Genomic DNA, 13,238 nt, shown 5'->3' on the forward strand with positions numbered 1-13,238 from the left:
GCTGTTCGGGCCACGTGCGGCATTCCTGCTCTTTCTCACCCTCGGAATGATCGCCACCGCCACCGCCTGGTACTTCCTGCTCTCCCGCGTCCTGGCCGGCGCCCGAGGTCCCGCCGGCGCTCGCCAACCCCGCCCGCGGTGGCTGGCCGCCGGTGTCCTACCTGCTGGTCGCGGCCGTCCTGGCGGTGCTGGCACTGCTGCTCCTGCGTCGCCGGGCGCCCGACTTCTCCGCCGCTCCCGCGCCGGATCCCGCTCCCGCGCCGGCTCCGGACCCGGGGCCGGATCCCGACCCCGGGCCGGACAATGTCCGCCGCCTGCCGACCAGCCTCAACGCCATCTACGAGCTGGGTCGGCTGGACGAGCGGCTCGAGCAGGAACGCCGCCGCCGCACCTGACGGACGGCCTCCCGGTCGTCGGGGTCAGTGCGCCGCGTAGGCGCCCTCGCGCCGTGGGATCTCGTCGTCGTACGCCCCGACCGGCCCGCGGTAGCGGGTCGTGCCGTTCGGGTACGGCCAGGCCCCGGCGCGGCACCCGTGCAGGCCCAGCGTCTGCTGCTGCATCACCGGCGCCGGCCGGCCCCGCCCCGGGCAGCGCTCGTGACCGAACCCGAGTTTGTGCCCCACCTCGTGGTTGACCATGTACTGCCGATAGGTGGCCAGGCTCGCGCCGTAGTCCGGCACCCCCGTGACCCAGCGCGCCACGTTGAGGACCACCCGGGCGCCGTTGCGGCACGACGTGTAGCCGTCCGGCACGTCCTGGCAGAGGGTGTCGCGGGTGCCCGGGGTCGCCAGGTAGATCGTGAAGTCGGTGGGTTCGTTCGCGCCGACCCGGCGCAGCCGCCACGTCCCGTCCGCCGTCCACCCGCGAGGGTCGTTCAACGTCGCGGAGATCGCCGTGGCGATGTCGCCCACCCGCAGGCCCCGGATGTCGCGCTCCACGGCGACCCGGTAGCGCAGCAACCCGCCGGTGCTCCCGCCGCCACCCGTCGTCTCGGCCGCGGCCACCGACCAGCGGTTGCTGCCGGTGGCGGGATAGCTGACCGGCACGACCGTGGGCGCCGCCGGCGCGACACCGCCGCTCCCGGCCACTTCCGCCGGACGTCCCGTCGCGACCGGTCCCGCCGAGGGCAGGCCGGCGGGGTCCGGTCCGCTCGCGGCGCCACCGGCCGGTCCCTTCCCGGCGGCGGGCAGGCCACACCCGGTGAGCAGCGCTACGACCAGCAGCAACGCCACTGGGGGCAAGTACCCCCGACGGGTAGCCTTCGTCGACATGTCTTTCTCCCCTCGCGTGCCGGTCCGCGGCGACGCGGGAGAGAAGACGGGTGAGCCCGGCAAAAGGTTGACGTCGCGAGGACTCAACCTTCGCGGAGCCTCGCCCGTCTGAAAGGGTGTGGCACGGGGGAGGGTTCGCGGTGGCGCGGGGTGACGCGGAGTTCGTCGAGTTCGCGCGGGCGGCGTCCGCGCGACTGGTGCACGCCGCGTTCCTGATGACCGGCGACCACCACCAGGCCGAGGACGCCGCGCAGACCGCGCTGGTGCGCACCTACGCGTCGTGGTCGCGAATCCACGACGACGACGCCTACGGGTACGCCCGTCGCACCCTCGTCAACCACCTGGTGGATCGGTGGCGGCGGCCGATGCGGGAGTACCCCACCGAGGAGGTGCCGGAACAGCGGCGTGGCGACGTGGCCGACGACGTGGCCACCCGGCGCTGGTTGGTCACCATCCTCGGCGCGCTCAGCCCTCGGGAGCGGGCCATCGTCGTGCTGCGCTACTACTTCGACCTGCCGGAGGCGCAGGTGGCCCGGGAACTCGCCGTATCCGTAGGCACCGTCAAGAGCACCAGCTCGCGAGCCCTGGAGAAGCTGCGCACGGCCGCGCCGCGCACGGCCGACGAGGAGGCCCGCCGATGAGCGAGCTGGACCGGCTCCGCCACGCCATGCGGGCGACCGAGCGCCCCGACGCCACGCTCGATCTGGCCACCGTCATGCGTGCGGGACGGCGGCTGCGGATCCGTCGGCGGGTCGCCGGGGGCGCGGCGGCGACGGTCGTGGCGGGGCTGGTCGCTGTCACCGTGGTGGCGGTCGGCGGGCCCGGGCCGACCGGTCCGGCGCCGACCGGTCCCGCACCGCCGGTCGCCGTCGCTCCGCCCTCGGCCGCTGCCACGGCATCGGCCGCGGCGTCGGCGTCGGGGGAGCCCACACCACCGCAGACGGTGGCCCCCGGGGTGCCAGGTCCGAAACCCCTGGGCAAGCTGATCGACACGGGGGTGCGGCACGGCGCCGACTGGCGGGTCTACTACGTCGTCGCGGTGTCGGTGCCCGGCGAGCCCAAGGTGACCATCGGGTTGGCCGCCGGTCGTCGCGCCCCCGACGGCACGTTGAGCACGGACATCCTGGTCAACGACGTCGAGGGCGCCGACCGCAGCCCCGGGTTCCACCAGATCGGCTACGACGAGCGCTCGTCGGCCGTGCCGGTGCCCACCTTCGGCTACTTCGTCGGCCCCGCCGAGCGGATCATCGGCACGGTGGCCGGTCGGCAGGTCGATGCCCGGGTGGCGCGCTGGAGCATCGACAAGCAGGTGGTGATCTTCTGGTTCGACCCGGCCACGCTCACGCCGGGGGAGCGCCTGGACGGCATCGTCGCCCGTGACCGCGGGGGCCGTCGGCTCTGAGGCGCTGGCGGTGACTCAGGCCGGGTCGGTCAGCCGGCGCTCGATGGTCACCGTCGTCCCCTCGCCGGTGGAGACCAGTCGTACGTCGCCGTAGGCGTTCATCAACAGTGCGCCCCGGCCCCGGTCCATGGCCGGCCGACGGTCCCGCCAGGTGCCGAAGTCGCGTACCGAGATCCGGACCCGGTCGGCACCCACCTGGAGCCGGACCCGCACCTCGGGGCGGCTGGGTCGTTGTGCGTGCTCGACGGCGTTGTTCATCGCCTCGGACGCGGCGAGCAGCAGATCCTGCAACACGTCCGTGTGGACGTCCAGCTCGTCCAACGCCAGCCGGACGTCCTGGCGCATGGCGGCCGCCGAGGTGGGCACGGACGGGTACGTCCACTCCGCGGCCAGGATGTCGCCGAGCCCGCCGTCGGCCGTGCCGACCACGGACCCGCCGGCCGGTTCTCCGTGGGCTGGTTCGGCGTTGGCCGGTTCCCCGCCGGCTGGTTCGGCGTTGGTTGGTTCGTCGTTGGCCGGTACGGCGGCGGCGCTCTCGACGGGTGCGCTCTCGGCGGGCTCCGCCACCGGCGGAGCGGGCGCGACGGCGGTGGCCCCGGCGGGTCGCGTCGACCTCGGGGCGTCGGCCGCGCTCAGGCTGTCGTCGGCGGTCCGCGCGGTGGCGTCGTCGCCGGACGGGTCGGTGCGGGCGCGGCGGATGGCAGCCCGGACGCGGGCGATCAGCTCCGCGGCGGCGAACGGCTTCACCAGGTAGTCGTCGGCGCCGAGGCTCAGGCCCACCACGCTGGCCTCCTCGCCGGCCCGGGCGGAGAGCACCAGCACCGGCAGCGCCCGGGTCGCCGGGTCGGCGCGTAGTCGGCGTACCAGGTCGAAGCCGTCCAGCACCGGCATCATCACGTCGGTGAGCACGAGGTCCGGCGGGTCCCGGTGGATCGCGTCGAGGGCCTGCCGACCGTCGGTGACCGACCGCACCCGCCAGCCCTGACCGGCGAGCAGCCGACTCAGGTACGCGCGCATGTCGCTGTTGTCGTCGGCCACCAGGATCCGGGCGCCGGCCAACTCGTCGGCGGCCGGGCCGGGCGCCGCGGCGGGCTCGACGATGCTGCCGGCCGGGTCGGTCAGCCAGCCCACCGCTTCTGAAACGGCGGCGCGGGCCACGTCGCCCCGCCCGTTGAGTGCCGGCCCGGTCGTCACCGCGCGCCGCGCCGCCGACCACGGCAGGGCCACGGTGAAGGCGGTGCCGGCACCCACCTGGCTGGTCACCCGGACCTCGCCGCCCTCCAGCCGGGTCAGCTCGTGAACCAGGGCCAGGCCGATGCCGGTGCCCTCGTGGCTGCGCGAGCGCGCGCCCTGCACCCGGTGGAAGCGCTCGAAGAGCTTCGGCAGGTCCGCCTCGGCGATGCCGATTCCGGTGTCGGCGACGGTGAGGCGTACCTCGTCGTGGTCGGCGTCCACGGCGATCCGGATGCGGCCGATGAACGTGTACTTCAGGGCGTTGGACAGCAGATTGGTGACGATGCGTTCCCAGTTGACCGGGTCGACGGTGACCGGCCGGGGCAGCGGCGGGCAGTCGACCTCCAGAGCCAGGCCGGCCCGTTCGACGGCGGCCCGGAAGACGCTTGCCAGCTCCGCGGTGAGCGCGGCGAGGTCGACCTCGCGGGCGTCGCTGCGAGCCCGGCCGGCCTCCAGGCTGGAGAAGGTGAGCAGGCTGTTGACCAGGGTCAACAGCCGGGTGGCATTGCGCCAGGCGGTCTCCACCCGCTCCCTTTGCCCGGGTGCCAGCGGCGCGGCGGTGTCGGCGAGCGCGTCGGCGAGCGGCCCGAGCATGAGGGTCAGCGGCGTACGGAACTCGTGGCTGACGTTGGTGAAGAAGGTGGTCTTCACCCGGTCCAGCTCGGCCAGCGTCTCGGCCCGGCGCCGCTCCTGCTCGTACTCCTTCGCGTTGCGTACCGCAATGGAGACCTGTTGGGTCAGCAGTTGGTAGAAGGAGCGGTACGCCTCGTCCAGCTTCCGGCTGGGGCTGACGCCGGCCAGCAGGACGCCGAGCGGCTGGTCCTCGGCGGCCGAGGGCAGCGGCAGTGCCAGCGCGGTGCGAGTGGCATCGCCCCACGGGCCGGCGGGCAGGGGCAGTCGATCCGCGACGCCCGTCACGTCGGTGGGCCGACCCTGCGCGGCGTCCGGGAGCGCCCAGGCGCGGGCCGCCGGGCTCGGGTCGGCCAGGTCGACGACGTCCGGCAGCGCCCCGGCCACCGTGGGGTGACCCGCGTCACCGCCCGCGCAGGCCGTCCGGCGCAGCAACGCGCCGTCGCGCAGGTAGATCGCGGCGAACGGCACGTCCAGTGGGTGGTCGCCGATCGCGTCGATCAGCCGGGCGCAGGTGGCCTCGACGTCGACGGTGCGCCCGTCGCCGCGCAGGCTCAGGTCGCGCAGCAGTCGCAGTCGCCGTTCGCCGACGACCTGCTCGGTGACCTCGCTGCACACCGTCAGCACGCCGACGGTGCGGCCGTCGTCGTCGCGGGCGGGGGCGTGCGAGACGCTGAAGTACGCCTCCTCGCGGTAGCCGGCGCGCTCCAGCAGGAGCTGCAGAGCGGGCACCCAACTGGCCACCCCGGTCGCCATGGCCTGCTGGATCAGGGGCGCGAGGACGTCCCAGCCCTCGGCCAGGGTCACCCGCACGTCGTCGCCGAGCGCGGCGGGGTGCTTGTCGCCGATCAGGGCGGAGTACGCGTCGTTGTAGAGCTGGGAGAGGCGGTCGCCCCAGAGCAGGAGCATGGGGTAACGGGAGGAGAGCACCACCCGTACGGCCGCACGCAGGCTCTGCGGCCAGCTCGACACCGCGCCCAGCGGGGTGTCGGCCCAGTTCAGCTCTGCCATCAGCCGTCCGGTGTCACCGCCGTCGTCGAACAGGTCGGTGCGGGGTCGTGTCACGCTCGACCCGGCCTCATCGCTAAGCCCCCCGTTCCGGGCCCGACGACCCCTGCTGGCGTTACCTACCCATCCTGGCACCTCTACTCACCTGTGCCGACGTCGGTACCCATCGTCGAACCGGTGGGGGTTCGGGACGAACGTCCGATGCCGACGACATAGATCTCTGTAAGTGTCTCGGTTATCTCTCCAACCCCCGAGGAGCCCCCATGAGAGGCAAAACGCTGAGCGCGGGAATCGCGCTCACCGTGTTCACCGGGATGACGGTGACGCTGGCCGCCCAGCCGGTGACCGCGTCACCCTCCGCCCTGACGACAGCGGCCCGGCCGATCGCCGCGTCCGCCGCCGTCCTGGCGGCGCCGGACATCTCCGTCACCAACGTCCAGGCGCACCTGTCCCAGCTCAACTCCATCGCCAGCAGCAACGGCGGCAACCGGCGGGCCGGCTCGGCCGGCTACACCGCCTCGGTCAGCTACGTGAAGAGCAAGCTCCAGGCCGCCGGCTACACCGTCAGCGAGCAGACCTGCTCCAGCTGCACGTACCCTTCGAACAACCTCATCGCCGAGTGGCCCGGCGGCCCGGCCGACCAGGTGGTGATGTTCGGCGCCCACCTTGACAGCGTCTCGGCCGGCCCGGGCATCAACGACAACGGCTCCGGCTCGGCCACCCTGCTGGAGAACGCGCTGGTCCTCGCCGCGCAGAACCCGACCATGACGAAGAAGGTCCGGTTCGCCTGGTGGACCGACGAGGAGCAGGGCCTGAACGGCTCCCGGTTCTACGTGAACTCGCTCAGCGCCACCCAGCGCGGCTACATCAAGGGCTACTACAACTTCGACATGGTCGGCTCGACCAACGGTGGCTACTTCATCAACCGGGTCACCTCCACGACGGCGGCGCCGCTGAAGGCGTACTGGGACTCGCTGGGGCTGCAACCGGAGGAGAACGTCGAGGGTCAGGGCCGCTCCGACGACTACTACTTCCAGCAGGCCGGCATCCCCACCTCCGGCTACGCCGCGGGCGCGAGCGCCCGTAAGACGAGCACCCAGGCGGCCAAGTGGGGCGGCACGGCCAACGCCGCCTACGACTCGTGCTACCACCGTTCCTGCGACACCACCGCCAACGTCAGCGCCACGGTGCTGAACCGGGCCGCGGACGGCGTCGCGTACGCGCTGTGGCAGCTCGCCGTGGGCGGCGGCACCCCGACCAACGACTTCTCGATCGCGGTCAGCCCGACCGCGCTCACCGTCGCCCGGGGAGCCAGCGCCACCGCCACGGTCGGCACCGCGACCACCGCCGGCTCCGCGCAGACGGTCAGCCTCACCGCGTCCGGGGCACCCAGCGGGGTGAGCGTCTCCTTCAGCCCGTCGTCGGTGACCTCCGGCGGGTCGGCCACGCTGACCCTGACCGCGTCGGCCAGCGCCGCCACGGGCACCGTCACCGTCACGGTCACCGGCACCGGGTCGGTGACCCGGACGGCCAGCCTCACCCTCACGGTGACCGGCACCGGCGGCTGCGCCGGCGGGCAGGTGATCGGCAACGGTGGCTTCGAGAGCGGCAGCACGCCGTGGACCGCGTCCTCCGGCGTGATCACCAACTCCAGCAGTCAGCCGGCCCGGACCGGGTCGTACAAGGCGTGGCTCGACGGGTACGGCACCGCTCACACCGACACCCTGTCCCAGTCGGTGACCGTGCCGGCCGGCTGCGCCAGCTACACGCTGTCGTTCTGGCTGCACGTCGACACCGCCGAGACCACCACCTCCACGGCGTACGACAAGCTGACCGTGCAGGTGGGCTCGACCACGCTGGCGACGTACTCGAACCTGAACGCCGCCAGCGGCTACGTGCAGCGCACGTTCAACGTGGCCGGGTTCGCCGGGCAGACGGTGACCCTGAAGTTCACCGGCACCGAGGACTCGTCGCTGCAGACCAGCTTCGTGATCGACGACGTGACGTTGCAGGCCAGCTGAGGGCGTACCTGTCGAAGGGGGCCGCCGCCGGGATGATCCGGCGGCGGCCCGTCGCGTCCTGGCTCAGGGGAGCTGCGGGTAGAGCGCGGCGACCCCGCCGGCGAGCCCGGCCTGCACCTGCCGGCTGATCTCGTCGGTGACGATCTCGTACGCGTCGGCCTCGATGCCGTCGATGCCGATCCGGGCGATCGCCGCCGGGTCGGACTTCGGGGCGGTGACCCCGGCGGTCATGTCGGTGTCCATGTAGCCGACGTGCAGGCCGGCGACCCGGACGCCCCGCTCGGCGAGCTGCACGCGCAGCGCGTTGGTCATCGCCCACTCGGCCGACTTCGCGGCGCCGTACGCCCCGGCGTTGGGGAAGTTGACCCAGGACAGCACGGAGAGCACGTTGAGGATCGTCCCGCCGCCGTTGCCGGTGATGACCGGCGTGAACGCCCGGATCACCGACAGGGTGCCGAGGTAGTGGGTCTCCAGCTCCAGGCGGACGAGCGTGAGGTCGCCGTCGAGGAGGTTGGTTCCGGTGTCGATGCCGGCGTTGTTGATCAGCAGGTTCACGTCGCCGGCCAGCTTCGCGGCGGCGGCCACCGAATCGGGGTCGGTGATGTCCAGCCGGACCGGCGTCACGCCGGGCAGGTCGACGGAGTCGGGGTTGCGGGCGCCGGCGTAGACGGTCGCGCCCCGGGCGACGAGTTCGGCGGCGAGGTGTCGGCCGAAGCCCCGGTTGGCGCCGGTGACGAGGGCGGTGCTTCCAGCGATCTTCATGGGGGTGCTCCAGGTTCGTGGCTGGCCGAGATGGCGCGAGGTCGATTGCTGACCGGAACGCTATCCGGCTGACTTCTGCTGAGCAAAGTCAGCTACGTCACCGCGCGCACCCCGCGGATCGGGAATACGACCCGGACGCGGGCACGACCGCGGCGGTGACGACTCGTATCCTTTGCGCGAACCTCCGCACGAGCCGAGAAGGGAGACGGTGTGAGCAACCAGGCCGAGACGTTGGAGTTCCAGGCCGAGGCGCGTCAGCTCCTCCAGCTGGTCGTCCACTCGATCTACTCGAACAAGGACGTCTTCCTGCGGGAACTCATCTCGAACGCGTCCGACGCCCTGGACAAGCTGCGGCTGGCGACGCTCGTCGACAAGGATCTCGTCGCCGACATCGACGACCTGCACGTCGCCATCGAGGTCGACCGGGACGCCCGCACGCTTACCGTGCGGGACAACGGCATCGGGATGACCCGCGACGAGGTGGTCCGGCTGATCGGCACGATCGCCAAGTCGGGCACCGCCGAGCTGCTGCGCCAGCTGCGCGAAGCCTCCGACGCCCACGCCTCGCAGGACCTCATCGGCCAGTTCGGCGTCGGCTTCTACGCCGCGTTCATGGTCGCCGACCGGGTCACCCTGCTGACCCGCAAGGCCGGCGAGACCGGCGGCACCCGCTGGGAGTCCACCGGCGAGGGCACGTACTCGATCGAGGCGGTCGACGAGGCGCCGCAGGGCACCACGGTGACCCTGCACCTCAAGCCGGCCGACACCGAGGACAACCTGCACGACTACACCGCCGAGTGGACCATCCGCGAGATCGTCAAGCGGTACTCCGACTTCATCGCGTGGCCGATCCGGATGACCGTCGAGCGTCCCGGCGCCGAGGGTGAGCCGGCCACCAGCGAGGTGCAGACCCTCAACTCCATGAAGGCGCTCTGGGCGCGTCCCCGCGACGAGGTCGACGCCGCCGAGTACAACGAGTTCTACAAGCACGTCAGCCACGACTGGGCCGACCCGCTCGAGGTCGTGCACATGAAGGGCGAGGGCACCTTCGAGTACGAGGCGCTGCTGTTCCTGCCCAGTCACGCCGCGCTGGACCTCTTCTCCCCGCAGGGCCGGCGCGGCGTCCAGCTCTACGTCAAGCGCGTGTTCATCATGGACGACTGCGAGGCGTTGGTCCCCACCTACCTGCGCTTCGTCAAGGGCGTCGTCGACGCGCACGACCTGTCGCTGAACATCTCCCGCGAGATCCTCCAGCAGGACCGGCAGATCCAGATCGTCCGCCGCCGCCTGGTCCGCAAGGTCCTCGCCACGGTCAAGGACCTCAAGGCCAACCACCCCGAGCGCTACCGCACCTTCTGGACCGAGTTCGGCGCCGTGGTCAAGGAAGGGCTGATCGACGACACCGACAACCGGGACTCCCTGCTGGAGATCCTGTCGGTCGCCTCCACCCACGACGCGGCGGAGCCCACCGACCTGGCCGGCTACCTCGCGCGCATGAAGGACGGCCAGAGCGACATCTGGTACGCCACCGGCGACTCCCGCGCCACCATCGAGAACTCCCCGCACCTGGAGGCGTTCCGGGCCAAGGGCCACGAGGTGCTGCTGCTCACCGACCCGGTCGACGAGGTGTGGGTCGAGCGGGTCGGCGAGTACGACGGCCGGCCGCTGCGCTCGATCGCCAAGGGCCAGGTCGACCTGGACACCGACGAGGAGAAGCAGCAGGCCGAGGCCGAGCGCGAGCAGCAGCGGCAGGAGTTCGCCGCGCTGGTGGAGTGGCTGGGCACCACCCTCGCCGACAGCGTCCGGGAGGTCCGCCTCTCGTCGCGGCTGACCACCTCACCGGCCTGTGTGGTGGGCGACGCGCACGACCTCACGCCGACGCTGGAGAAGATGTACCGGGCGATGGGGCACGACGTCCCCTCGGCCAAGCGCATCCTGGAGATCAACCCCGGTCACCCGCTGGTCACGGGGCTGCGCAAGGCTCACGAGCAGGGCGACTCCACCGAGACCCTGACCGAGACCGCCGAGCTGCTGTACGGCCTGGCGGTGCTCGCCGAGGGCGGTGAGCTGGCCGACCCGGCCCGGTTCACCCGTACGCTCGCCGATCGGCTGGCGCGCACCCTGTAGCCGTTCGACCCCTCCGGCCGGCGGGTCGCCCGATCAGCGGGCCCCGCCGGCCGGTCCGGTTGCGTTGGCGTCCGCCAGCCGACGGCGGACCCCCTCGGCGTCCGGGTGCCCGAGTTCGTCGAGGATGCCCAGCGCCGTCCGCCAACTCCGCGCCGCTTCCGCCGGGTCGCCGACGTCGGCCAACGCCTCCGCGAGGTGCGTCAGCGTGTCCGCCTCGTAGTACCGGTCCCGGAACTCCCGGTACAGCTCAACCGCGTGCCGGTACGCGGCCACCGCCTCCGCGGGTCGTCCCGCGCGGTGCTGCGCGTAGCCGAGGGTGTCCCAGGTGGGCGCCTGGCCCTGCCGGTCGTCGAACTCGCGCAGCAGCTCCAGCGCCTGCTGGCACGCCTCCACCGCGGCGTCGTGCGCGCCGAGCTGGGCCCGATACCAGCCGACCGCGTTCAACGCCATCGCCTGCCCGTAGCGGTGGCCCGCCTCGCGGTACAGCGCCAACGCCGCCTCCGCATGCTCGACCACCTCGGCACGCCGGCCCTCGCGGTCGGCCACCTCGGCGAGGTCGAGGCAGGTGTGCCCCTGGTTGGCCGGGTCGCCCAGCTCGCGGAACAGTTCCAGCGCCCGCTGGAGCTGACCGGGCGCCTCGTCGAGCCGACCCAGGCGGGCGTGCGCCCGGGCCAGGCTGCGGTGCGCGTGCGCCTGCCCGGCCACCTCGCCGCCGCGCCGCGCCGCCGCCAGCGCCGTACGCTGCACCGCCAACTGGTCGTGCCAGCCGCCCTGCCGGTCCAGGAAACTGGTCAGGCTCCAGGCCAGCTGCCAGGCGTGTCGGTCGAACCCGCTGGCGGAGCATCGTTCGACAAGCGCGATCAGCACGTCGCGCTCGCGCGTGAACCAGGCCACCGCCTCGTCATGGTCGCCGAACTTCTCCGGCCGGACGCCGGCGACGGCCGGGGCGAGGGTGATCGGATCCCAGTGCGGGTGCAGCAGCACGGCGGCGCCGTGCGCGCTGTGCAGGTAGTGGTCGAAGAGCCGGCCGCGCGCCTCGGCCCGGTCGCCGGCCGGATCGTGTTCGGCGGACAGTTCGGCCGCGAAGGCCCGCAACAGGTCGTGCATCGCGTACCGGTCCGGGCCGCGCTCCAACACCAGATGCGCGTCGGCCAGCTCGGCGAACGCCGCCCGGACGGCCCGTCGACCGCCGCCGGCGAGACTGACCGCGGCCGCCGTACTCACCGTCACGTCCGTACTTCCCCCGACCAGCCGGAACAGCCGCGCGGTCGACGCCGACAACAGCCGGTACGACCAGGACAGCGCCCCCCGCACACTGCTCTCGTGCTCTCCGGTGTCCAGTCCGTCCAGCCGGCCGTCGGCCCGGAGCTGCGCGCCCAACTCGGTCAGGGGCAGCTGGGGCCGGACCACCGCCCGGGCCGCCACCACGACCAGGGCCAGTGGCAGCCGGTCGCAGAGTCGGACCAGCTCGTCGACGGCGGCCCGCTCGACCCTCGCCCGCGCCCCGATCCGCGCGTAGAGCAGGGCCTGCGCGTCCTCGGCGGTGAGCAGATCCAGCACGACCGCCTCGGCGCCCTCGGTGGCCACCAGCCCGGTGAGCCGATCCCGGCTGGTCACCAGCACCAGGCAGCCGGCGGCGCCCGGCAGCAGCGGCCGGACCTGCGCCGCGTCCCGGGCGTTGTCGAGCAGCACCAGCATCCGCCGACCGGCGAGCAGACTCCGGTACAGCGCGGTCTGTGCCTGCTCATCCGCCGGCACCTCCCGCGGCGGCACCCCGAGCGCGGCCAGGAAACCCCGGACCACCTGCTCCGGGCTGCGCACCACACCGCTGTGGCTGTAGCCCTGCAGGTTGGCGTAGAGCTGCCCGTCGGGGAAGTGTCCGGCGGCCCGGTGCGCCCAGTGCACGGCGAGCGCCGTCTTGCCCACCCCGCCCGCCCCGGAGAGCACCGCCAGCGGGACCGCCCCGGGTTGCGCCTCGGCGGACGCCCGCAGCGCGTCCAGACGAGCCAGCTCCGGACCGCGCCCGGCGAAACCCCGGACATCCGACGGCAACTGCGCCGGGATCGGGCGCTCCGGGTGCGGCCTGGCGACCGGGCCCGCGGCGGCGGGGGCGGGGGACGGTCCCGGAGTGGGCACGGTGATCTCACCGCGCAGGATGGCCTGGTGCAGCTGGCGGAGCTCGACGCCCGGGTCCGCGCCGAGCGCGTCGGCGAGCCGGTCCCGCAGCCGGGCGTAGTACGCCAGCGCCTGTGCGCCGCGACCGGCCGCGGCCAGCGCGTGCAGCAGCACGGCGGCGACCGGTTCGTCCAGGGGGTGGTCGTCGGCGAGCCGGGTCAGCGGGTCGATGACCGCTTCCGGCTCGCCCCGCCGCAGCAGGCCGCGCGCCCACTGCACGGCGGTGTCGGTGTGCCGGCGGTGCCAGTCCTGCCGGACCCGGGCCGCCCACTCGCCGGGCAGCCCGGCCAGCGGCTCGCCGCGCCACAGCTCCAGCGCCCGGCGCAACAGCTCCACCCGCTCGGGGTCGTCGTCGACCAGCCCATCGGCCCGGTGCCGCAGCACGTCGAAGTGCGGGCCGTCCACTGTCTCCGGTGGTTGGTCCAGCAGGTACCCGCCGGAGCGTCGTACCAGCGCGTCCGGTGCGCCCGCGTCGGCCAGCACGCGGCGGAGCCGGGCGAGGTAGACGTGCAGGTTGTGGCGAACCCTGGGCGGTGGCGTGTCGCCCCAGACCCGGTCCACCAGCGACTCCACATGGACCGGTCGGCCGACGTCGACCGCCAGCGCGGC

9 protein-coding genes are annotated in these 13,238 nt (G+C 73.2%); 5 read left to right on the plus strand and 4 right to left on the minus strand.

Features of this window, described 5'->3' with window-relative positions:
• The first annotated feature begins 152 nt into the window (after positions 1–152).
• Positions 153–395: a hypothetical protein gene (locus ABZU46_RS27185; RefSeq protein ID WP_354862200.1), complete on the plus strand. Its 243-nt coding sequence runs from the start codon at positions 153–155 to the stop codon at positions 393–395.
• Positions 396–419: 24 nt separating this feature from the next.
• Here the strand turns inward: ABZU46_RS27185 and ABZU46_RS27190 are convergent, their stop codons facing one another.
• Positions 420–1,271, minus strand: coding sequence for a DUF3152 domain-containing protein (locus tag ABZU46_RS27190; protein ID WP_354862202.1), 852 nt, complete (start codon positions 1,269–1,271; stop codon positions 420–422).
• A gap of 140 nt (positions 1,272–1,411) precedes the next feature.
• Here ABZU46_RS27190 and ABZU46_RS27195 point away from each other — a divergent pair, with 140 nt between their 5' ends.
• A complete protein-coding gene (locus ABZU46_RS27195) occupies positions 1,412–1,912 on the plus strand; it encodes a SigE family RNA polymerase sigma factor (RefSeq protein WP_354862204.1) in 501 nt (166 codons plus the stop codon).
• Positions 1,909–2,673: a hypothetical protein gene (locus tag ABZU46_RS27200; RefSeq protein WP_354862205.1), complete on the plus strand. Its 765-nt coding sequence runs from the start codon at positions 1,909–1,911 to the stop codon at positions 2,671–2,673. The genes ABZU46_RS27195 and ABZU46_RS27200 overlap by 4 nt, the downstream gene beginning before the upstream one ends.
• 15 nt (positions 2,674–2,688) lie before the next feature.
• Here the strand turns inward: ABZU46_RS27200 and ABZU46_RS27205 are convergent, their stop codons facing one another.
• Complete coding sequence (locus tag ABZU46_RS27205) at positions 2,689–5,601, minus strand: ATP-binding protein (protein WP_354862207.1); 2,913 nt, start codon at positions 5,599–5,601, stop codon at positions 2,689–2,691.
• Between the two features lie 206 nt (positions 5,602–5,807).
• Between ABZU46_RS27205 and ABZU46_RS27210 the strand changes: the two genes are divergently transcribed.
• Positions 5,808–7,565, plus strand: a complete 1,758-nt coding sequence (locus ABZU46_RS27210; protein ID WP_354862209.1) for a M28 family peptidase — start codon at positions 5,808–5,810, stop codon at positions 7,563–7,565.
• A gap of 63 nt (positions 7,566–7,628) precedes the next feature.
• Here the strand turns inward: ABZU46_RS27210 and ABZU46_RS27215 are convergent, their stop codons facing one another.
• A complete protein-coding gene (locus ABZU46_RS27215; protein WP_354862211.1) occupies positions 7,629–8,327 on the minus strand; it encodes an SDR family oxidoreductase in 699 nt (232 codons plus the stop codon).
• 210 nt (positions 8,328–8,537) lie between these two features.
• Between ABZU46_RS27215 and htpG the strand changes: the two genes are divergently transcribed.
• On the plus strand, positions 8,538–10,454 hold the full coding sequence (gene htpG, locus ABZU46_RS27220) for a molecular chaperone HtpG (RefSeq protein ID WP_354862213.1): 1,917 nt from the start codon (positions 8,538–8,540) through the stop codon (positions 10,452–10,454).
• A gap of 33 nt (positions 10,455–10,487) precedes the next feature.
• On the opposite strand, the gene ABZU46_RS27225 is transcribed toward htpG, so the two are convergent.
• Positions 10,488–13,238: BTAD domain-containing putative transcriptional regulator (locus ABZU46_RS27225; RefSeq protein WP_354862214.1), on the minus strand; the 2,751-nt coding region annotated here is incomplete at its 5' end.

This window comes from Micromonospora sp. NPDC005197 (genome assembly GCF_040608295.1).
Taxonomy (GTDB): domain Bacteria; phylum Actinomycetota; class Actinomycetes; order Mycobacteriales; family Micromonosporaceae; genus Micromonospora.

Excerpts from the sequence above, each read along its gene's own strand:
- ABZU46_RS27210 (WP_354862209.1), top strand. The coding sequence starts at position 5,808 with ATGAGAGGCAAAACGCTGAGCGCGGGAATCGCGCTCACCGTGTTCACC.
- ABZU46_RS27215 (WP_354862211.1), bottom strand. The coding sequence starts at position 8,327 with ATGAAGATCGCTGGAAGCACCGCCCTCGTCACCGGCGCCAACCGGGGC.
- ABZU46_RS27190 (WP_354862202.1), bottom strand. The coding sequence starts at position 1,271 with ATGTCGACGAAGGCTACCCGTCGGGGGTACTTGCCCCCAGTGGCGTTG.
- ABZU46_RS27200 (WP_354862205.1), top strand. The coding sequence starts at position 1,909 with ATGAGCGAGCTGGACCGGCTCCGCCACGCCATGCGGGCGACCGAGCGC.